The 19,674-nt window shown below is 58.7% G+C and carries 23 protein-coding genes and 1 pseudogene; 9 read left to right on the forward strand and 15 right to left on the reverse strand.

What is annotated here, in order from left to right; translation table 11 throughout:
• Positions 1-18 precede the first annotated feature (18 nt).
• Positions 19-1,188, reverse strand: a complete 1,170-nt coding sequence (locus ACA059_RS19490) for a M20 aminoacylase family protein (RefSeq protein WP_497630608.1) — start codon at positions 1,186-1,188, stop codon at positions 19-21.
• Between the two features lie 85 nt (positions 1,189-1,273).
• Here ACA059_RS19490 and ACA059_RS19495 point away from each other — a divergent pair, with 85 nt between their 5' ends.
• Positions 1,274-2,263: a LysR family transcriptional regulator gene (locus ACA059_RS19495; protein ID WP_185752768.1), complete on the forward strand. Its 990-nt coding sequence runs from the start codon at positions 1,274-1,276 to the stop codon at positions 2,261-2,263.
• A gap of 96 nt (positions 2,264-2,359) precedes the next feature.
• Here ACA059_RS19495 and ACA059_RS19500 read toward each other — a convergent pair whose 3' ends face one another.
• Positions 2,360-2,887: a DUF3087 domain-containing protein gene (locus ACA059_RS19500; protein ID WP_497630609.1), complete on the reverse strand. Its 528-nt coding sequence runs from the start codon at positions 2,885-2,887 to the stop codon at positions 2,360-2,362.
• A 211-nt stretch (positions 2,888-3,098) separates the two neighbouring features.
• Between ACA059_RS19500 and ppnN the strand changes: the two genes are divergently transcribed.
• Entirely contained in the window at positions 3,099-4,472 is a 1,374-nt protein-coding gene (ppnN, locus tag ACA059_RS19505) for a nucleotide 5'-monophosphate nucleosidase PpnN (RefSeq protein ID WP_008151729.1), read from the forward strand.
• A 116-nt stretch (positions 4,473-4,588) separates the two neighbouring features.
• Here ppnN and ACA059_RS19510 read toward each other — a convergent pair whose 3' ends face one another.
• Positions 4,589-5,650, reverse strand: coding sequence for an alpha/beta fold hydrolase (locus ACA059_RS19510; RefSeq protein ID WP_497630610.1), 1,062 nt, complete (start codon positions 5,648-5,650; stop codon positions 4,589-4,591).
• A gap of 117 nt (positions 5,651-5,767) precedes the next feature.
• Positions 5,768-6,031 (reverse strand): DUF2790 domain-containing protein, encoded by a 264-nt coding sequence (locus tag ACA059_RS19515; protein ID WP_497630611.1) that lies wholly within the window; start codon positions 6,029-6,031, stop codon positions 5,768-5,770.
• Positions 6,032-6,215: 184 nt separating this feature from the next.
• On the opposite strand from ACA059_RS19515, the gene ACA059_RS19520 reads away from it, so the two are divergent.
• The 4 genes from ACA059_RS19520 (at position 6,216) to ACA059_RS19535 (ending at position 8,806) form a co-directional block, all read left to right on the forward strand.
• Positions 6,216-6,956 carry a response regulator gene (locus ACA059_RS19520; RefSeq protein ID WP_347804727.1) on the forward strand — a complete coding sequence of 247 codons (741 nt, stop codon included), beginning with the start codon at positions 6,216-6,218 and terminating at the stop codon, positions 6,954-6,956.
• 197 nt (positions 6,957-7,153) lie between these two features.
• A complete protein-coding gene (locus ACA059_RS19525; RefSeq protein ID WP_415769667.1) occupies positions 7,154-7,456 on the forward strand; it encodes a phage infection protein in 303 nt (100 codons plus the stop codon).
• A 286-nt stretch (positions 7,457-7,742) separates the two neighbouring features.
• Positions 7,743-8,474, forward strand: coding sequence for a substrate-binding periplasmic protein (locus ACA059_RS19530; protein ID WP_497630612.1), 732 nt, complete (start codon positions 7,743-7,745; stop codon positions 8,472-8,474).
• A gap of 107 nt (positions 8,475-8,581) precedes the next feature.
• Complete coding sequence (locus ACA059_RS19535; protein WP_497630613.1) at positions 8,582-8,806, forward strand: hypothetical protein; 225 nt, start codon at positions 8,582-8,584, stop codon at positions 8,804-8,806.
• Between the two features lie 177 nt (positions 8,807-8,983).
• Here the strand turns inward: ACA059_RS19535 and ACA059_RS19540 are convergent, their stop codons facing one another.
• From ACA059_RS19540 to ACA059_RS19575, 8 genes and pseudogenes are all read right to left on the reverse strand, one after another.
• On the reverse strand, positions 8,984-10,423 hold the full coding sequence (locus ACA059_RS19540) for an FAD/NAD(P)-binding protein (RefSeq protein WP_497630614.1): 1,440 nt from the start codon (positions 10,421-10,423) through the stop codon (positions 8,984-8,986).
• A gap of 23 nt (positions 10,424-10,446) precedes the next feature.
• Positions 10,447-10,533: pseudogene (locus tag ACA059_RS19545) on the reverse strand (ABC transporter ATP-binding protein); the annotation flags it as partial.
• Positions 10,534-10,560: 27 nt separating this feature from the next.
• Positions 10,561-11,466 (reverse strand): AMP-binding protein, encoded by a 906-nt coding sequence (locus tag ACA059_RS19550; RefSeq protein ID WP_497630615.1) that lies wholly within the window; start codon positions 11,464-11,466, stop codon positions 10,561-10,563.
• A gap of 191 nt (positions 11,467-11,657) precedes the next feature.
• Entirely contained in the window at positions 11,658-13,061 is a 1,404-nt protein-coding gene (locus ACA059_RS19555) for an LLM class flavin-dependent oxidoreductase (RefSeq protein ID WP_497630616.1), read from the reverse strand.
• Positions 13,061-13,498 carry an acyl-CoA dehydrogenase gene (locus ACA059_RS19560; protein WP_497630617.1) on the reverse strand — a complete coding sequence of 146 codons (438 nt, stop codon included), beginning with the start codon at positions 13,496-13,498 and terminating at the stop codon, positions 13,061-13,063. The genes ACA059_RS19555 and ACA059_RS19560 overlap by 1 nt, the downstream gene beginning before the upstream one ends.
• Before the next feature lie 10 nt (positions 13,499-13,508).
• Positions 13,509-14,711 carry an SfnB family sulfur acquisition oxidoreductase gene (locus ACA059_RS19565; protein WP_497630618.1) on the reverse strand — a complete coding sequence of 401 codons (1,203 nt, stop codon included), beginning with the start codon at positions 14,709-14,711 and terminating at the stop codon, positions 13,509-13,511.
• 301 nt (positions 14,712-15,012) lie between these two features.
• On the reverse strand, positions 15,013-15,363 hold the full coding sequence (locus ACA059_RS19570; RefSeq protein ID WP_497630619.1) for a hypothetical protein: 351 nt from the start codon (positions 15,361-15,363) through the stop codon (positions 15,013-15,015).
• 156 nt (positions 15,364-15,519) lie between these two features.
• On the reverse strand, positions 15,520-16,083 hold the full coding sequence (locus ACA059_RS19575) for a helix-turn-helix domain-containing protein (protein ID WP_497630620.1): 564 nt from the start codon (positions 16,081-16,083) through the stop codon (positions 15,520-15,522).
• Between ACA059_RS19575 and ACA059_RS19580 the strand changes: the two genes are divergently transcribed.
• Positions 16,078-17,115, forward strand: coding sequence for a DMT family transporter (locus ACA059_RS19580; protein ID WP_497630621.1), 1,038 nt, complete (start codon positions 16,078-16,080; stop codon positions 17,113-17,115). The genes ACA059_RS19575 and ACA059_RS19580 overlap by 6 nt on opposite strands.
• Positions 17,116-17,170: 55 nt before the next feature.
• Here the strand turns inward: ACA059_RS19580 and ACA059_RS19585 are convergent, their stop codons facing one another.
• The 3 genes from ACA059_RS19585 to ACA059_RS19595 form a co-directional block, all read right to left on the reverse strand.
• The gene (locus ACA059_RS19585; RefSeq protein ID WP_497630622.1) at positions 17,171-17,530 is read right to left on the reverse strand and encodes a hypothetical protein; all 360 of its coding nucleotides are present in this window, start codon (positions 17,528-17,530) and stop codon (positions 17,171-17,173) included.
• Between the two features lie 91 nt (positions 17,531-17,621).
• Positions 17,622-18,320, reverse strand: a complete 699-nt coding sequence (locus ACA059_RS19590; RefSeq protein ID WP_497630623.1) for a hypothetical protein — start codon at positions 18,318-18,320, stop codon at positions 17,622-17,624.
• Complete coding sequence (locus tag ACA059_RS19595; protein ID WP_134417153.1) at positions 18,320-18,826, reverse strand: PAAR domain-containing protein; 507 nt, start codon at positions 18,824-18,826, stop codon at positions 18,320-18,322. The genes ACA059_RS19590 and ACA059_RS19595 overlap by 1 nt, the downstream gene beginning before the upstream one ends.
• A 12-nt stretch (positions 18,827-18,838) precedes the next feature.
• Between ACA059_RS19595 and ACA059_RS19600 the strand changes: the two genes are divergently transcribed.
• Positions 18,839-19,192, forward strand: coding sequence for a DUF3077 domain-containing protein (locus tag ACA059_RS19600; protein WP_497630624.1), 354 nt, complete (start codon positions 18,839-18,841; stop codon positions 19,190-19,192).
• Entirely contained in the window at positions 19,173-19,427 is a 255-nt protein-coding gene (locus tag ACA059_RS19605; protein WP_497630625.1) for a short-chain dehydrogenase, read from the forward strand. The genes ACA059_RS19600 and ACA059_RS19605 overlap by 20 nt, the downstream gene beginning before the upstream one ends.
• Positions 19,428-19,674 lie beyond the last annotated feature (247 nt).

Here is a 19,674-nt window from a genome sequence, read left to right on the forward strand (position 1 = left end):
CAACGAAAATACGGCGACTCAACCCAGAAAACGTTCGACCAACTTGACCCAGTAACTCGCACCGATCGGCAGGCAAGCATCATTGAAGTCGTAGCCGGGATTGTGCAGCAGACACCCGCTATCGCCCTCGCCGTTGCCGATCACCAGGTAACTGCCGGGGCATTTTTCCAGGACAAAGGCAAAGTCCTCACTCGCGGTGAAGGGCCGCAAATCGTCGATCAGTTGCCCTTCTCCCAACCATTCGCGCGCAACTTCTCGGGCAAACGCGGTGGGCTCAGGATGGTTAATCAACACCGGATGACAATGCTGATAATCGATGTGGGCCCGGGCGCCAAAACTGGCTGCCTGACCGTTGACCAATTCGGTAATTCTGACTTCGAGCAAGTGGCGAATCTCGGGCGTCAGTGCGCGCACACTCAGGCTCATCTCGGCGCTGGACGGAATGACGTTCGAAGCGCTTCCAGCATGAAGGGAGCCCACCGTGATGATCGCCATTTCCTGCGGATTGACGTTGCGCGAGACGATGCTTTGCAGGGCGATCACGATCGAGGAGCAGACCAGCACCGGATCGACCGCCTTGTGCGGCACCGCGCCATGACCACCGTTGCCGATGATTTTGATGTTCACCGTGTCGGCAGACGCCATGAACGGGCCGCTGTAGAACCCCAGATGCCCGACGGGATAACCCGGTACGTTGTGCATGGCGAAGATCGCATCACACGGGAACCGTTCGAGCAGGCCCTCCTCCAGCATTTTCCGGGCACCGCCCAGGCCTTCTTCGGCCGGCTGAAAAATCAGGCTCACAGTGCCGTTGAACGCCCGGGTCTGCGCCAGGTGTTTAGCGGCTGCGAGCAGTGTTGCCGTATGGCCGTCGTGGCCACAGGCATGCATGACGCCGTCGATCCGGCTGGCATAGGGCAAACCGGTGGTTTCCTGAATCGGCAATGCATCCATGTCGGCGCGCAAACCAATGGACCGCCCCTCGCCATTTTTCAGGGTGGCGACGACGCCGGTCTTGCCCACGCGAGGGGTGACCTCAAAGCCCCATTGCGTCAAACACGCGGCAACCCGCTCACTGGTGGCGAATTCTTCAAAGCCCAACTCGGGGTGCGCGTGGAGGCTGTGGCGCAACGCGATCATTTCCTCTTGGATGGCTGCAATACCCGGCAAGACTGGGTTGGCGATCATTGTTGTATTCCTTCGATAAGACCTGAGCGGTTGCTGAGTCGGATCTTAGGGAACGGGCTCTGGGCTGGGGAGGCCCAGTTTGGTTATGATGACAACCCTAGGTTGTCACCAGGGTGAGCAGATGAAACTCCATCAATTACAAGCACTGATTGCCAGCGCCGAAACCGGCAGCATCCGCGCCGCCGCGCGTTCGCTGGACATCTCCCAGGCCGCCGTGACCAAAGCGCTGCGCGAACTGGAAACCAGCCAGCAGTTACCGCTGTTCACCCGAACCCCCAGCGGCCTGAATTTCACGGAATACGGAAAAGTACTGCTGACCCACGCCCGGCTCGTGATCAAGCAACTCGAGCATGCGCAAACCGAGCTCGATCACATGCGTGGCAAAGCCCAGGGGCGTCTGTGTGTCGGGGTCACGCCCTGGATCGCCCTGACCTTCTTGCCCGAGGTGGTTCTGGCGTTTCGCGAGCGAATGCCGGAAATCCGCCTGGAGCTGTACGAAAGCCTGATGGCCGTGGCCCAGCCGTTGTTGCGTGATGGCAGCATGGATTTTGCGATTGGTCAGCTGCACCCGGCGCAATCGACCCAAGAGTTTGCCTGCGAAACCTTGCTCGATTACCAGACGTCGGTGCTGGTCCGTCAGGGTCATGCTCGGCAGGACGCTCGGTCAATCCATGAGTTACTGGAGCAGAACTGGACGCTGAACTACGCGCCGGACGGACACGATGGGTTGATGCAGGCGCTGTTCTGGAAACACGGTGCGCAGATCGATGAGAACCGAATCGTTCGGGCCCATTCGCTGGCCATCCTGCAGATGATGGTCGAGCGGGCCGACATGTGTACCTGGGGACCGTCCATCGTGAGCGTTGCCCCGCCCTTCCTCGGCCGGGTGGTTGCCCTGGAGCTGGCCGAGCAGTTCGAACCCCGGCAGTTGAGCATCGTGACCCGCCGCAATGGCTCGCTGAGCAATGCAGCGCTGTGCTTTACCGATTGCCTGTTGCAGGTCATTCGGCGCCATGCGCGCTCGGCCAAAAAGGAAGACAGAGAACTCTTTGAAACCCTGCGTCTAAGGGTTTAAGCGCCGTGACACGATCCATGTAGCAGCTGGCGAAGCTGCTACAAGGTATGCGTTGCGGCTGAAATGGTTTAACTGATCGGCATTAGATCCAATGCTTTACCGTGGCGTCTGCTTCACGGCCTCGATCCAGGCGGGATTCAATTGCGTCTGATCAGTCTCGATGCCCAGCGCTTCCATCCGCGCCTTGTGCTGATCCATCTCGCGGGTCAATTGGCTGTGATCAATGGAGTTGCCGTCCAACTCGTGCATCTGACTCAACCCCAGATGGTAGAAACGCAGCAGCTTCATGGCCGTCGGATCCTCCTTCTCCACCGCCGCCGTCACCTGATGCATGACGTTGGTGATGCTCATCAGGCTGCGCTTGAGCTGCCAGCCATAGACCGCCGGGGCCATCCATGGCTGGGTCCAGAACGCGCCCCGCATCAACGCTGCCATCAGCAGCACCGCCACGAACACGCCGCCGACGTTAAATCGCAGATTGTCGCCACCGGGTTCGCCGAACAGCGCCACCGCCGTGGTGGACAACACCATCGCCAGGGCCAGGAAAATCAAGGCTATGATTATCGTGCTGCGTCGCGTCTGGCTTCGATAGCGTTCGGGGTTCTGCGGCTGGATTTCGAACATCGCGACGGGGTTCCTTGAGGGCATGGGTAAAAAGGCTGCGGGGCATTATCGCCTCTGCAGGGGATTTAGCTATGCTGAGGCTCCTTTTCATCTTTTCATCGTCAAACGGGGAAATGGCGATACAGCGCAGTTCGTGCCATCTTCTTTCATGGAACCATACTATTCGGATGCCATTTGCCTGTATGAATGGCATCGTTTTAAGGATCATTGAATGACCCAACGACAAGTAATCAACGCCTCGGTCAGCCCAAAAGGCAGTCTGGAAACCCTTTCTCAACGTGAAGTACAGCAACTGAGCGAAGCCGGATCCGGCAGCACCTACACCTTATTCCGCCAGTGCGCCCTGGCCATCCTCAATACCGGCGCCCATGTCGATAATGCAAAAACCATCCTCGAAGCCTACAAGGACTTCGAAATCCGCATTCACCAGCAGGACCGCGGCGTACGCCTGGAACTGCTGAACGCCCCGGCCGACGCCTTCGTTGATGGCGAAATGATCGCCAGCACCCGGGAAATGCTCTTCAGCGCCCTGCGCGACATCGTCTACACCGAAAACGAACTCGACGCCCAGCGCATCGACCTGAGCACCTCCCAGGGCATCAGCGACTACGTGTTCCACCTGCTGCGCAACGCCCGCACCCTGCGCCCCGGCGTCGAGCCGAAGATCGTGGTGTGCTGGGGCGGCCACTCGATCAACACCGAAGAATACAAATACACCAAGAAAGTCGGCCACGAACTGGGCCTGCGCAGCCTCGACATCTGCACCGGTTGCGGTCCTGGCGTGATGAAAGGCCCGATGAAAGGCGCGACCATCGCCCACGCCAAACAGCGTATCCACGGCGGCCGCTACCTCGGTTTGACCGAGCCGGGCATCATCGCTGCCGAAGCGCCGAACCCGATCGTCAACGAACTGGTGATCCTGCCGGACATCGAAAAACGTCTGGAAGCCTTCGTCCGCGTTGGCCACGGCATCATCATTTTCCCGGGCGGCGCCGGCACGGCCGAAGAGTTCCTGTACCTGCTCGGCATCCTGATGCACCCGGACAACGCCGGCCTGCCCTTCCCCGTGGTCCTGACCGGACCGAAACATGCCGCGCCGTATCTGGAGCAACTGGATGCGTTTGTCGGCGCCACCTTGGGTGAAGCTGCGAAGCAACACTACGAGATCATCATCGACGACCCGGCTGAAGTCGCGCGTCAAATGACTCAAGGTCTAAAAGCGGTCAAACAGTTCCGCCGCGAGCGCAATGACGCGTTCCATTTCAACTGGCTGCTGAAGATCGACGAAGGCTTCCAGCGTCCGTTCGATCCAACCCACGAAAACATGGCCAATCTGAAACTGAGCCGCAACCTGCCGGCCCACGAACTGGCCGCCAACCTGCGCCGCGCGTTCTCCGGCATCGTCGCCGGCAACGTCAAGGACAAGGGCATCCGCCTGATCGAAGAGCACGGGCCGTACCAGATCCGTGGCGACGCGGCGGTGATGCAACCGCTGGATCAACTGCTAAAGGCCTTCGTCGCCCAGCACCGGATGAAACTGCCAGGTGGCGCGGCGTATGTGCCGTGTTATCAAGTGGTTGCGTAGCAGGCACCATCAAACAACCCTGTGGGAGCGAGCCTGCTCGCGATAGCTATGTGTCATTCAACCATGATGTTGACTGACACACCGCCATTCGCGAGCAGGCTCGCTCCCACAGTGGTTTATAGGTGATCCGCATCAATGATCGCCTTGGCAAAGGCCTGCGGATCTTCCTGCGGCAAGTTGTGGCCGATGCCGCCGTTGATGAGTCGGTACTCATATTTGCCGGTGAAGCGCTTGGCATAATCCTCGGCAGCCGGATGTGGCGCCCCGTTGGCATCACCTTCCATGGTGATGGTCGGCACCGTAATGACCGGGGCCTTGGCCAGCCGCTGCTCCAGCGCTTCATATTGAGGTTCGCCCTGAATCATGCCCAGCCGCCAGCGATAGTTGAAGATGGTGATAGCGACGTGGTCAGGGTTTTCCAGGGCGGCAGCACTGCGGTCGAAGGTGGCGTCGTCGAAGTTCCATTTCGGCGATGCCAGCTCCCAGATCAACTTGGCGAAGTCGTGGCGATTTTTTTCGTAACCGGCCTGGCCGCGTTCGGTAGCGAAGTAGAACTGGTACCACCATTGCAGCTCGGCCTTGGGCGGCAACGGATTCTTGCCGGCGGCCTGATTGCCGATGAGGTAGCCGCTCACCGAGACCAGCGCCTCCACCCGCTCCGGCCAGAGCGCCGAAACGATGTCCGCCGAGCGCGCGCCCCAGTCGTAGCCACCGAGCACCGCCTTCTTGATCTTGAGCGCATCCATAAAGTCGATGACGTCACTGGCCAACGCGGCGGGCTGGCCGTTGCGAACAGTCTTGTCGGACAGGAAATGCGTGTCGCCGTAGCCCCGAGCATACGGGATCAGCACCCGGTAACCCTTGGCCGCCAACAAGGGCGCCACTTCGCTATAGCTGTGAATGTCGTAGGGCCAACCGTGCAGAAGAATCACCACCGGACCATCGGCGGGGCCGACTTCGGCGTAAGACACATTCAGCAACCCGGCGTTGACATGCTTCAGCGGGCCGAACGAGTCCGCCTTGAGGGTGCCAGCGCTGGCCACCACTGGCTCTGGCGTCGCGGTTTGCGCATGGGCAGCACCAAGGGCACCTAACTGCATCAGCGCGAAAGCGAGGACCGATGGGCCAAAGAAACGACGACGTGAGTCGTTTTTTTTGCTCAACACATTCATCTTCATGGTGATTTCCCTGGAAGTCATTGACCGGGTGTTTTGGACGACGAGAGTCAGCCATCGCGGCTTGGTGAGCAGACTGCGCGTTCGTCGTTTTCGACAGCGATGAGCGTAGTGGAAAGATCAGCCGCCCTGATTGCCGCACTCTACGAATTTGCTGTAATCGAGGACTTTCTGCGTGCCGCTGGAATCGAGGTAGCTCAGGCGGGCATCGACAATGCCGCAATTGCCGCCGCCGTTGTCGACGATGGAAACCACTTTCTTGATATCCAGGTGGGTGCCGTGAGAAGTTGTCTGCGACGGCGCTTGAACATCGGCATGGGCCGAAAAGGCTGCAACGTTCAGGACCGCGAAGAAGCTGGCGGCAATCAGTTTGTTCCAGTTCATGGTGATTTCCTCAGGGTTGCAATGGGCATTGGTTGTGAGGCAAGTCGTCTTGTCTCGATGGAACCCATTTAATCGGCCCGAGGTATCTGCCATGTGTCGTAGAACCGGAATTAATAAGGCGTAAGGTGTCTCCGGGGGCGCGAGATACAGTGCGATACAAAGCGAATAACAAGAGGCTTGAGCGATGGAACATGTGAACCACATCCTGATCGTCGACGACGACCGGGAGATTCGCGAGTTGGTCGGCAATTACCTGAAAAAGAACGGCCTGCGCACCACCGTCGTCGCCGATGGCCGGCAGATGCGCAGCTTTCTGGAAACCAATCAGGTGGACCTGATCGTCCTGGACATCATGATGCCCGGCGATGACGGCTTGCTGCTGTGCCGCGAATTGCGCTCGGGCAAACACAAAGCCACGCCGATCCTGATGCTCACCGCACGCAACGACGAAACCGATCGCATTCTCGGCCTGGAAATGGGCGCCGACGACTACCTGACCAAACCCTTTGCCGCCCGCGAACTGCTGGCGCGGATCAACGCCGTGTTGCGCCGCACTCGGATGCTGCCGCCCAACCTGCTGATCACCGAAAGCGGCCGGCTGCTGGGCTTCGGCCGCTGGCGCCTGGACACCACCGCCCGGCACTTGCTCGACGAAGACGGCACGATGGTGGCCCTCAGTGGCGCCGAATACCGTCTGCTGCGGGTGTTCCTCGATCACCCGCAACGGGTGCTCAGCCGTGACCAGTTGCTCAACCTGACCCAGGGTCGCGACGCCGACCTGTTCGACCGCTCGATTGATTTGCTGGTGAGCCGTCTGCGCCAACGATTGATGGATGACTCACGGGACTCGACCTACATCAAAACCGTGCGCAGCGAAGGCTACGTGTTCTCCTACCCGGTGGAATTGCTTGGCGCAGAATCATGAAGCTCTCCCCCAGCAGAACCTGAGTAGACTTTTTCATAGGGTTTTGTATCCGTCTGTATAAGAACCCGCGACAGATACGCAGACACCGATTTCGGCTTGTCCGAGCACACATCACCGATACACCCGAGCGTTTAACTGTGATCACCGGATAGCAGCAGCTACCGACCCACTCAAACTAAACGCACGGAGAATCACCCATGTTCAACTTCTCGAAAGTCTCGTCCCTGGCACTCGGTCTGGCACTGGTTAGTGGTCTCGGCCTGTCGAGCCTGGCGTCGGCCCACACCGGCAATGCTGCGTCCCCTGGCCAGGTTCAACAACTGCTGGTGGAAGGCGGCTCCGATCGTCTGATCGAGAATCGCGTGGCCGAAGGCGGTGCCGACCGTCTGCAAGAACTGCGCGAACGTGTGGCATCGGTCAGCCCGAGCAACGCCCTGCGCGGTGGTGTGGTCGTGGCGGAAAACCGCGCTGAGTTCGGCTCGAAATATCAGCGGTACTGATCGAGATCTACACAGCGGCAGAGATCAAATGTGGGAGCGAGCTTGCTCCGGGCGGCGTTCCGACGATGAGGGACTGTCAGTCAGCATCATTGTTGAATGACACACCGCCATCGCGAGCAAGCTCGCTCCCACATTTGACTGTGTTCCGTCAGACAAAAGCAATCTGCATCCACCCATGCATGACACCCATAAGTCCTGAAATCAGACGCAATAGTCCGACAATTTCTCGGGACAGTTGTACCTCGCCCGTACTAAGATTTGCGCTTCATTTCATCAAGGACGATTCATGAAGCGCATTGCCGGTTGCCTGTTGTTTTTCCTGACCTTTACGGCGCTCGCGGCTGATCTGAACCTGCTCACCGACAACCATCCGCCCCTGCATTTTCAACAAGGTAACCAACTGGTGGGGTTTGGCGTGGACGTGGTGCAGGCACTGGCCGAACGCACCGGCGACCAGGTGCACTTGCAACAAGTCCCTTTGCTGCGCGCCCTGCACGTCGCCACGACCGAGCCTGCCACCGGGGTGTTTACCGTGTTACGCACCGCCGAGCGCGAGGGCCAGTACCAGTGGGTCGGACCGCTGATGGACGTGGAAACGGCGCTGTATTCCGCGAACACCCAGCAACCGGTGCGCAGTTTGCAGGACGTCAGCAGCCTGGGCCGTATCGCCGTCCCGCGAAAATGGCTGGCTTACGACTACTTGCGCAAGCAGGGTCTGAGCAATCTGTACGGCGTGGAAACGCCCGAACAAATGATGCGTCTGGCACGTCTGGGCCGCATCGAGTTTGTGGTGGCCGACACCCTCTCCATCGCCACCCTCGCCCGGGAAGAAGGCTTGGCGCCCAGCCAGTTGCACTATCAGATGCCGCTGATGAAGCAAGGCACCTACATCGCGTTTTCCCCGCAGACCGATGCGAGCCAGGTCGCGCGTTGGCAACAGGCGCTGGACGAGATGAACCGCGATGGGCGCCTGGAACAACTCAAGCAGCGCTGGCTCAGCGACAACCCACCCCGCTGACGATGGATCAACGCTCTCGATAACAACTATGCGTCAGGGTGTTTTTTCATCGCGATGCTCCAGCACTACAGTGGCCACATCTTCTCCCCACGCTCTGGAGCACCATCATGAAAAGCATCATCGGTCTTGGATTCGCCCTTTCGGTTCTTGGCGCTACCTCCGCCATCGCCGCCCCTCACGCCACCTCGCAAGTCGTTGCAGTGGCCAAAGTCAGCCAACCGGCCACACTGAACGTGAACACCGTCGGCGTTGATCACAAAGACAGCCAGGCGAGCACACTCTACGTCGCTGAAAACCGCCCTGAGTTCGGGTCGAAGTATCAGCGTTATTGATCAACGGCCCGTGGCGAGGGGATTTAGCGAAACGTCGCACCGCCCCGTTGGGCTGCGAAGCGGCCCCTATTTTTCCAGCCACACCGCGTCCAATGGAATACGACGGCTTCGCCGCCGAACGGGGCGGTGCGACGTTTCGCTAAATCCCCTCACCACACCTCGCAGGCTCGGCAGCTGCTACAGGGGCGACGTTGTTGCCAGGCGAGCGGCGAGCGCCTTGGCCTGACTCGCCACGTCAGTCACTGCGGTGCTTTCCCACCACATGCCGCGCAACGGTGGGCCCATGGCGAACAGACGGCTGGCGGCGTGTTCATCGGCATCCAGCACCGCACCGTCGAGTGCCGCTGCAATCCCCAGCGCCAACGGCCCCGGCCGGACAAGTCCGCGCGCCAGCAGTTGCTGTGGCAGCGGTCGAGCGACCCGTCGCCAGTCGTATTCGATGCCGCTGGAATTGATCAACGCCGCGCCGCTGACAACGGTAGTTTCTGATTCACCCCGACGGCGGATGCGGATACTGACTTCACCGCCCGAGGAAGGCTCCAACCCTTTGAACGACGCGGCCTGAATCCGCAACCGCCCTTCCTTGTGCAGCCGCGCCACCAGTTCGGCACTCAACGGCGGCGAGCGGTGGTGATGACTTTCCCACCACGGCCGCACATGCCGCACGAACTGCCTACGCTGCACGTCTGTCGCCTGATTCCACAAGCGGCCGATATGCGCTCGCACGGTGTCGAGCGGCGCCTGCCAGTCAATGCCTTGAGCGATGGCGTCCCGGCAATGCCGACGCAGTTCGCGCACCAGCTGTCGCGGAGTGCGAATGCTCCGATCCTCGGCAAGAAAATCCACCCAGACCGGAGGTTGCCGACGCACATGAGGCAGCAAGCCATGCCGGGAAAACACTTCGATCGGCCCGCGATGCCCGGCCTGTTCCAGCGACACCACGGCATCGACCATGGTCAGGCCCGAACCGATGATCAGCACGGTCGACTGCGGATCGAGTTGTTGCATGGCGGTGACATCCCACGGATCAAGCGCAGCGGCGTTCAAGCCGCTGGACTCGGTCTGTGGCGTGCGTGCGGCGGGAAACATCCCGGTCGCCAGTACGGCATAAGCGCCCTGCAAGTGTTGCCCGTCACTCAACGTCAGCAACACAGAATCGTCCCGGGTTTGCAGGTCAACCACCTCGCCCCGCACATGCTCGACCGTTGACCCGTTCAACGCCCCCACCGCTTGCGCTTCCGCTAGGCGCTGCTGCACGTACAGGCCGAAAATCCCCCGGGGCGGGAACAATTCGCTGACCGGCACATGTTGCTCGTCAGACTCCGGCCAGCCGCCGGCCACGATGTACTCGGTCAGCCATTGGGTCAGGTCATCAGCGTTGTCCGGGTCGACGCTCATCCGCGCCGCATTGCCGTTGAGCGTATGGCCCAATTCGACCGCGCTGTACGCCTCGCCCCGTCCCAGTTCGGCGCGGGGTTCGATCACCAGCACCTGGCGTTTGCCCGGCAGGCGCAGCAACTGCGCCGCCAGCATTGCGCCGCTGAGGCCGCCGCCGACGATCAGGATGTCCGCGTGGCGGATGGCGTCGGTGGCCTGTCCGCTTTGGGTTTCAGTCATGGCGTTCTCACTGATCAATGTTTCATCTCGAAAATCTCCTGGACGATAATAGGCGTCAAACCCACGGAAGGTTCATCAAGCAGTACCAAAGTAGGACAGAGAAATACCGCTGACGTGCAAGATGGAATCGGTCGAGCTCATGCGATGTCCCGTTTGAATTCGGATAGCCAGGCAGGCGCAGGTTGCGCGTCGTGGGCGCGCGTGGCTTGCCAGATGAAATGCAGGTTTTGAAGGCCCAGCAGTCGGCGAACGCGGTTTTTAATCAGGCGTTGCAGGCCTTTTTCCGGGTGGGCGATGGCCCAGTCGCAGAGGCGTCGGCGCCAGGTGCCTTGGGGGGCGAGACGTCTGTCGATTTCGGCGGCCAGCAGTTGCAGGCGCTCGGCCGATAACAGCAATCCCGAGGGTGCCACTTCACGACGGTCACGGCTGGCACTGCCGGGGCTTTCCGGGAAGGCCAGGGCGTGGCCGCTGGTTAGCCAGTGTTCGAGCAAAACGCTGAGGCCGGCCTGCCATTGGGTGCCCTCTTCGCTCCACAATGGCTTGCCTTGTGCCCAGCGGTTCAGGCGTTGCGGGGGTTCAACCGGGCCAAGTAGATCAGCGAAGTTCAACAGCGATTGGCCTTCGTTAAGCCAGAGTTGTCGGGGCTGTCGGTCCTGGACGAACGCGTGAGTGGGACGGCTGCGCCATAGATTTTTGCGCAGTGATTCGGGGTCGAGGTTGTCCGGCAAGGTCAGCAGCTCACCGCCGATGTGTAGCGCCGCCAGGGCCAGCAGCAATAGATTCGGCTCGAACGCACCGCTCACCGCCAGACGCGATTCTTTTGTGAATCCTTGCTGACTCAAGCCGTCGGCCAAACGCTCGACATCGCGCAAGGCATCGATCCAGCGCCAGACGAACCACTGGCCATGGCGTTTGTGCCGCAAGGCCGGTTGCAAGGGGCTGACCTGAGCCCAGTGACGCAATTGCTCCAGAGCCTTGGGCACTTCGACCCGCCACTCGGTGGTGTCCGCGATTGGTGGACGTTTGAGTTCGTGCACGCTCATGGGTTGACCTCCTGTTCCTGGGCAAAAGCGCGCGGTGGTCCGCCGGGCTGAAATCTGTAAAACACCACCGTCCCCTGTGGGAGCGAGCTTGCTCGCGATGGCGGTCTATTAGGCGACATCGATGTTGGATGTGCTGACCTCATCGCGAGCAAGCTCGCTCCCACAGGGGATTTGTGTGGTGTTCGAGTCTTCTATGCGGACGCCACTTTCTTCTCTTGCTGTTGAAACGCTGCCAAGTCCCGATAACCGCTCCCCGGATGAACGTCGGGCAGTTGCGGCCCGTCCCCAAACAACTTCTCGCGCAAGGTCCCCGGTGCGTATTCGGTTTTGTAGACCCCACGTTTCTGCAGCTCCGGCACCAGCAATTCCACGGCGTCGATGAAGGTTTCGTGAGTCAATGCATAGGCCAGGTTAAAGCCGTCCACATCAGTCTCCTCGACCCACTCCTGCAACAAGTCGGCGACGGTCTCCGGGCTGCCGACAAACAACGGACCAAAACCGCCAATGCCCACCCAGTCGGCCAGTTCGTTAGGCGTCCAGACCTTGTTCGGGTCCGCCGTGGAGAACGCCTCCACCGCCGATTGAATCGCGTTGGTGTGCACGTGTTTGAGCGGTTCATCCGGTTTGAACTGGCTGAAATCGATCCCGGTCCAGCCAGAGATCAACGCCATCGCGCCTTCATAACTGACCCAGGTTTTGTATTCCTCGAACTTGGCTTTGGCCTTGGCGTCGGTCTCGCCGAGGATCACGGTTTGCAGGTTAAAGATCAGAATCTTCGACGGATCGCGCCCGGCCTCGGCAGCACGACGACGGATGTCGGCAACGGTTTTCTTCAGCAGCACTTTCGACGGCGCAGCGACGAACACGCACTCGGCATGCTCGGCGGCAAACTGTTTGCCGCGACTGGATGCGCCAGCCTGATAGAGAACCGGCGTGCGTTGCGGCGAGGGTTCGCAAAGATGAATGCCCGGCACCTGGAAGTGTTTACCGATGTGCTGGATTTCGTGGATTTTGCTTGGGTCGCTGAAGATCCGCCGCTCGCGATCCCGGAGGATGGCGCCCTCTTCCCAACTGCCTTCCCAGAGTTTGTAGCAAACCTCCAGGTACTCTTCGGCGAAGTCGTAACGGGCGTCGTGTTCGGTCTGGTTCTTCTGGCCGAGGTTCTTCGCACCGCTTTCCAGATAAGAGGTGACGATGTTCCAGCCGGCACGGCCCTTGGTCAGGTGATCGAGCGTCGACAGGCGTCGGGCGAACGGATACGGGTGTTCGAAGGACAGCGAGGCGGTCAGGCCGAAACCCAAATGCTCGGTGACCAGCGCCATGGGCGGAATCAATTGCAGCGGATCGTTGACCGGCACCTGCGCCGCCTGACGGATCGCCGCGTCACCATTGCCGTTGTAAACGTCGTAGATGCCCAGCACATCGGCAATGAACAAACCGTCGAACTTGCCGCGTTCGAGGATTTTCGCCAGATCGGTCCAGTACTCCAGATCCTTGTATTGCCACGAGCGATCCCGAGGATGCGCCCACAGACCCGGCGACTGGTGACCGACGCAGTTCATGTCAAAGGCGTTGAGACGAATTTCGCGGCCCATCAAACAGCACTCCTAAAGCTTGGGGGGTGGATGCCGTTGAGGCGGAAATTGCCGATGAGGTGGAGTTTCCGGTGCAACGGGTCATGCAGCGATCCAGGCAACACGGTGCGTTGGCCGGTGAGTTCGAATTCGGCGTTGCTGACAGCATTTAAAGCGTCCGCGCTGGCCAGGTGCGACTCGGCGATGGCGACGCTGATTTCCGTGTCGTCATCAACGCTGTTCAGAAAGTCTTCGGCGCGTTCGAGCAGCGCGGCGGCGACTTCAATGCGGATGTGCAAATCGCCGAAGCGGCTGATGACGTAAGGATCATCCGTGGGTTGGGCCTGCTGGCGGACGAAACGCAACGTCGCATCAAGCAAGCTGCGAGCGTTGTGCAAATCATGCTGACTTTTGGCCAGGGGCTGCCCGGCAACAATCGGTTGAGTCAAAGCGTTCATGGTGGGCTCCTCAGTTCCAGGCGTGGCGCGCAGGCTTCACGCCGTTGAGCAGGTAGTTGCCGATCAGGTGGTATTTCCAGCGTGCCGGATCGTGCAGGGTGTGCGTCCGGGCGTTGCGCCAGTGGCGGTCCAGGTTGTATTTGCCGAGCACCGAGCGAGTGCCGGCCAGTTCGAAGAGTTTGCTGCTGGCAAGCAAGGCGATCTCGGTGGACAGCACTTTGGCCTGGGCGACCACCACCGAAGCACGGGCCACCGTTTCTTCGTTGGGGTTGAGCAAGGCATGGTCGATTGCGCGGCCGGCCTTTTTGAGGATCGCTTCGGTGCCGTGGACCCGCCATTCGAGGTCGCCGATCGCAGCGATACTGAACGGGTCCTGCCAGCCGTGATCCTGTCCGCTGTCGATCCAGGGCCGGGCTTCGCGGGCGTAGCGTTTGGTTTCTTCCAGGGCGCCGACGGCAATGCCGGTGTCTACGGCCGCCTGAATGATTTGTGAAATCGGGCCGTCGGCCGTGGGTTCGTCAAAGGCCTTGTGGGCTGGGATCACAGCACTGAGCGGGACCTTCACCGCGTTCAGGGTGACACCGCCGCTGGCCGTGGTGCGCTGGCCGAAACCGTCCCAGCTGTCGATGACGGTCAAGCCGGGAGTGTCACGCTCGATGAAGGCGATGTAGGCTTTGTTCTCTTCATTGACCGCCACCGCTGGCACGATGTGCGCGAACAAGGCGCCGGTGCAGTAGAACTTTTCGCCGTCGATCTGCGCGGTGTCTTTATCGAAACGGATACGGGTTTCAAAGGCACCGGCATTTTTGCTTTTGGATTCGGAGAAGGCGTTGCCGAAACGGTAACCCTGCAGGACTTTGCCGAAGTAGTAACGCTTCTGCTCTTCGGTGGCGGTTTGCAGCAGGATGTCGAGCACGCCGAGGTGGTTTTGCGGGATTTGACCCAAGGACGAATCGGCAGCGGAAATGATCTTGATCACGTCGCTGACGGTCACGTAGGAAACGCCGGCGCCGCCGTAGGCCTTGGGAACGGTGATGCCCCAGAGGCCGCTGGCGGAGAACTCGTCGAGCTCGGCAACCGGCAAGCGTCGCTCGCGATCCCGCACGCTGGCTTCGATGGCAAAGCGTGCCGCAAGCTTGTGGGCGACGGCAATCGCCTCGGCGTCCGAGCGGATGACGTGGGCGGTGCGAGGGGGTTGGGCAGAGGCTGTCATAGGCCGACTCCGGGGTTTCGGGTGAGTACCCAGAGCCTATTGCAGAAGTCATGCCTGAAAAGGAGTTACACAATTTCAACAGGTTACCGAACTATCTTGAGAGGTTTCACCTACAGAAAAACAACAAACTGTTTGTTAGCTGTTGGTAGGCGGACAGTAGTGCCTGGCAATATCCAATCAACGAAAAAGCCGATCCAGATGACTCAATAGCAAATCGAAATTCGCCGGACAGAACCTGTCATCAAACTCACTGTTATGTGCTGGATCGGCGAAGGGTGCAGCCAATCGCCCGAGGGGACGATCAGTCTTTCAGTTCATAACTCGTCTCTGGTGAATTAAACCTGTCCTCACCTTGCCGCAACCAATAACTGGCAACTGCTACGTTCCCTTCGGAAAAAATAAAGTCTCGCACGTTAAAATCCAGTGGTTTGCCCAGGTGAACCTCGGTAAGTACCAGTTCCTCAGTCCATGTACTGTAAGTCTTCAGCCAAATAGATAGTATGTCGCCAACCTTGGCCTGTGAAATGGCCGGCACCTGGAACGTACCTCCATTTTTTACCGCTTCTCTGTAAATAACCGACCCTTCTGCCTGAAGGATTTTGGGCGCCAACAATTCCGAATTAATGCGGATCTCTTTCAGTTCATAAGCCATCTCTCAACTCTCCTTAGTTCGAGCTAGAAGATCATCGCCACACACGGCAACAATCATTGCAGCACCTGACAGTGCTGCATCGATTTGGCCTTCGCGTCAGGTAATTGTCTACTGTCAGAAATAACAGGTATGGACTCATATCGGATGAACGGTAGGTCAGATCACCACATTACGCACAAACCGCGCCGCCACTGGCCCATCGTTGCGATAGGCGTGGGGTTGATTGCTGGCGAACATATAGAACTCACCGGCAGCGATTTCCTGTGGCGTGTCACCCAGCATCAGCGTCAGGCAACCTTCAAACACATAAATCTGTTCACTCCACCCCTCAGCATCCGGTTGCGACGGATAAACTTCCCCCGGTTGCAGGCACCACTCCCATTGTTCCACCTCACGGGTGGCGGTGGCTTTGGACAGTAAAACGGCTTTGCTGCCAGGAATCTTCCCGGCCCAGGCCACTTCGTTGATGCGACTCGGGTCGCGTGCGTCCCGGGCCTGGATCAGGTCGCTGAATGCGACGTCCAGCGCTTCGGCCACGCGGTCGAGGGTGGTCAGGCTGACGTTCTTCTCGCCGGCCTCGATGGCCACCAGCATCCGGCGGCTGACCCCGGACTTTTCGGCCAGCGCGATCTGACTCATGTCCGCGGCGTGGCGCAAGCGTCGAACGTTTTGGCTGACGTGCTGAAGGACCGAAGCCCGCTGCGTGGAATCTTTGTGCACTATATTGCTCACTTGGTGGGGTTGGGCAGTATACTGCGCAACATTCGGCGCATTGTGCGTCCCCCTCAGGTAGCGCGCAAGGTCATGACGTCGGTGAATACCCCTCACACTTCCTCCCGTTTCTCGCGGTTCAGCAAGGCCGAGTGCGTGCTGGTGCTGATCACCATGGTCTGGGGCGGCACCTTCTTGCTGGTGCAGCATGCAATGACCGTCAGCGGGCCGATGTTCTTCGTCGGTCTGCGCTTTGCCGCAGCGGCGATCATTGTTGCGCTGTTTTCCTGGCGTCATCTGCGGGAGCTGACGCTGTTCGAACTCAAGGCTGGGGCCTTTATCGGCGTGGCGATCATGCTTGGCTATGGGTTGCAGACCGTCGGGTTGCAGAGCATTCCCAGCAGTCAGTCGGCGTTTATTACCGCGTTGTACGTGCCCTTCGTGCCGTTGCTGCAATGGCTGGTGCTGGGGCGGCGTCCGGGGTTGATGCCGAGCATCGGGATCATGTTGGCATTTACCGGGTTGATGTTGCTGTCGGGGCCGGCCGGTGCTTCTTTCAATTTCAGCCCTGGTGAAATCGCGACGTTGATCAGCGCCGTGGCGATTGCGGCGGAGATCATTCTGATCAGTACCTATGCAGGCCAGGTCGATGTGCGACGGGTGACGGTGGTGCAATTGGCGGTCACCTCGGTGCTGGCGTTTTTGATGGTGGTGCCGACTCAGGAAAGGATTCCGGACTTCTCCTGGCTGCTGTTATGCAGCGCGCTGGGATTGGGCGCGGCCAGTGCGGCGATTCAAGTGGCGATGAACTGGGCGCAGAAGAGTGTTTCGCCGACCCGGGCGACGTTGATTTATGCCGGTGAGCCGGTGTGGGCCGGGATTGTCGGGCGGATCGCGGGTGAGCGGTTGCCGGCGATTGCGCTGGTCGGTGCGGGGTTGATTGTGGCGGCGGTGATTGTGAGTGAGTTGAAGACCAAGGGTAAAGATCGCGAGACAATTGAGGAGGAGTTGGAAAGCGAGCCCGTCGACTCAAATAAATGAGCATCACAACCGACGTTCAAGCTTCCAACTTTCCAGGCTCAGTCTGATCCCCCGCTTACTCTGGTAATGACCGGATAATATCGGCGAGATCATCTCTGGTGAAGCCGTTAGACTTAATGGCCGCGGCCACATCTTCCTTGGAAAGCGGGAAGCGCTTGAAGATTTCCTTCAGCGTATCGGCATCGATATTTGACATCCAAAGCGGATCGATAAACGAGCCTCCATATTCCGGCTTCATCGGCACTTCTTCGTGTGCTATTGCACCCTTATGATTCAAGTAAACGACATAACGGTCATGCCCTTCAGGAAAGCTCTTGTCATGATAAAGTGTGGTGCCGAGAGGCAGCACATAATAGTTTTCATCGCCATTCGGCCCCTCAATAAGCAACGGCTCTTTAGTCTTAATCATTTTCATATCGTGCGACCTCGTAACGTTATTAATCACAACAAATGCCAAAACGACCGCATTGATCAAAATCAACCCGGCTAGCCAAAAAGGAAACTTGTTATTTGTAAACATTCTTTTTGTCATAACGTGCCTCGGTATTCCCTTCGAGCATAGCCTGCAAGTCTGCGGGCATAAAAATGCCGTCCTGAGTCCATTTCTGCGTGCGGGCCGCCTGCCTCTCTGTCCAGGAAAGCCCTCTCATCTCTCGATACTCGGCAGGGTTCTGCACGATCGCCTTGCCTGAAACCTTGGCTCCATCAATTGTCACCGTCGTGCAATTGTTGGTGGTTGGATGATAATTCGCTGGTAAAACGTAACGTGTCGCGGTAGCTGTCTTTTTTCTTAGCTCTTTTTTCTGCGCCACGACCCCATCAAAGTGAGCAATCACCGCTTCAGCCTTAGTATTTTCCAAAAAGTAGACAAAACCGGTCGTTGTCCGCCCGAGGCTGTTTTCTCCAGCAATGTAAGCCTTGAAAGAGGTCCAGACATTTAATACACCCTCGCCTTCACTATCAAAGGTTCCCCAGGTTTTTCCATATCGTCCGAAATCGTACGTAATGTCTTTGCTACCCACGACAACATGAAGCGCCGCGTGCCCAAAAAGGTGCTCTTCCTTGTCACGAGTGTAAGGACCGCCAACCAGTAATTCCATGTAGGCACCGGAAACCACCAACTGATTAGTTTTGGTCGTTTTGCCTGGTGCCCCTACAGTTTTTGCCGTCTGCGTCGTACCCGACGCCTTAGTAGAATCAACCATTAAAGATGTTCCGTATCTTCAAGTTTTGGAAACTTTATGCTGCAGCTTCCTCTGGGGACATTTGGCACATGAACAAATCCATTTTCATCGAGAACGCCGGTGATCACCGCGCCATCTGGCAGTGTCAATTCATACGACTCGTTGGGAATCGGCTCTTCTCTGTCATTGAGCAATTGAAATTCGACGAAAGTCTTTTCCTGCAAAAGCTTGCGGAAAATATTACTGACACCGCTGGCCCCAGCATCGCCGACAAATGTATCCGGAGAACCTGCTGTGATTGTGGCGCCGCAAGCCGTTAACGATCCGACATGTGCCACATCTTTACCGAGTCCAAAAACGTGTGGGGCACCCGTTGTTATTGGATTACTGCCGTGAATGGGACAGGAATAGATGTCTCCCACCAAGGCTATCGGGAGAGTGTTAACAAAAATAGGGCTTGAGCCGGTCGTGATGTTTCCGCCGTGACTTCCAGGGTCTCCAAGTCGCGCAACTGGCTTTCCTGCCATGATTTCTCTCCTTTGAACATCAAGAATCGCGAATGGTACATGATCCGCACAATGGATTTTGCGTTGTTGTCAGTCCCGGAACATACCTACACCACCCCCTTCACCCGCTGCGACCACCACCTCTTCGCCGTACAACCCGACATTCCGTTACTCGACGCCCTCGAATACGCCGCGGTCTACCTCAGCTGCGCCGAAGCCCTCAAGCCCCCACCGCCACCCGCCATGAACACAAAGCTTCATTACGCTGGGCCAGCCAGCAAATGCTTGGTACTGCGCGCTCGTTGGTTCAAGCATCCATTGACGGGATGCACGCGACCCAAGCTGGAGGTGACGCATGAACCCGCGCATGCCGATAACCAACATTGACTGCGACATCCCGGTGTTGCTGATCGCCACTCAAGCCCCGCTGGATGTGTTGCACAGCAACGCGGCCACACGGTTTCTGGCCGTGACGCAGATGATGGAAAGTCTGGCCAGTCTTGATATCACTCAAGCCAAGGGGGCCGATGTGCAGCAACTCGCGCATGCGGCGGCAATGTTGCAGCGTGATGGGTGTGATTTGATGGATGTGCTGGGACGGCAAATTCGGGCGCAGGTCTGACGATAGCGGTTTGATCGCCAAGTTCTATGGTGGCTGTCAGGGCCTCATCGCGGGCAGGCCCGCTCTCACAGGGTTCAACGTTTCCTTGTGGGAGCGGGCTTGCCCGCGATGGCGTCCGAGAGACCAAACCTATCTCTTGGAAACAATGTGAATCAGGTTTTTTCCGTCTACTTTGTAGGATTCTGCGACAGCTTGGCGTTTGGTGATCCGGGAGCTGGCACGTATGATGCTTCACAAACTTCCGCAG

This window comes from Pseudomonas sp. LBUM1647 (genome assembly GCF_059716175.1).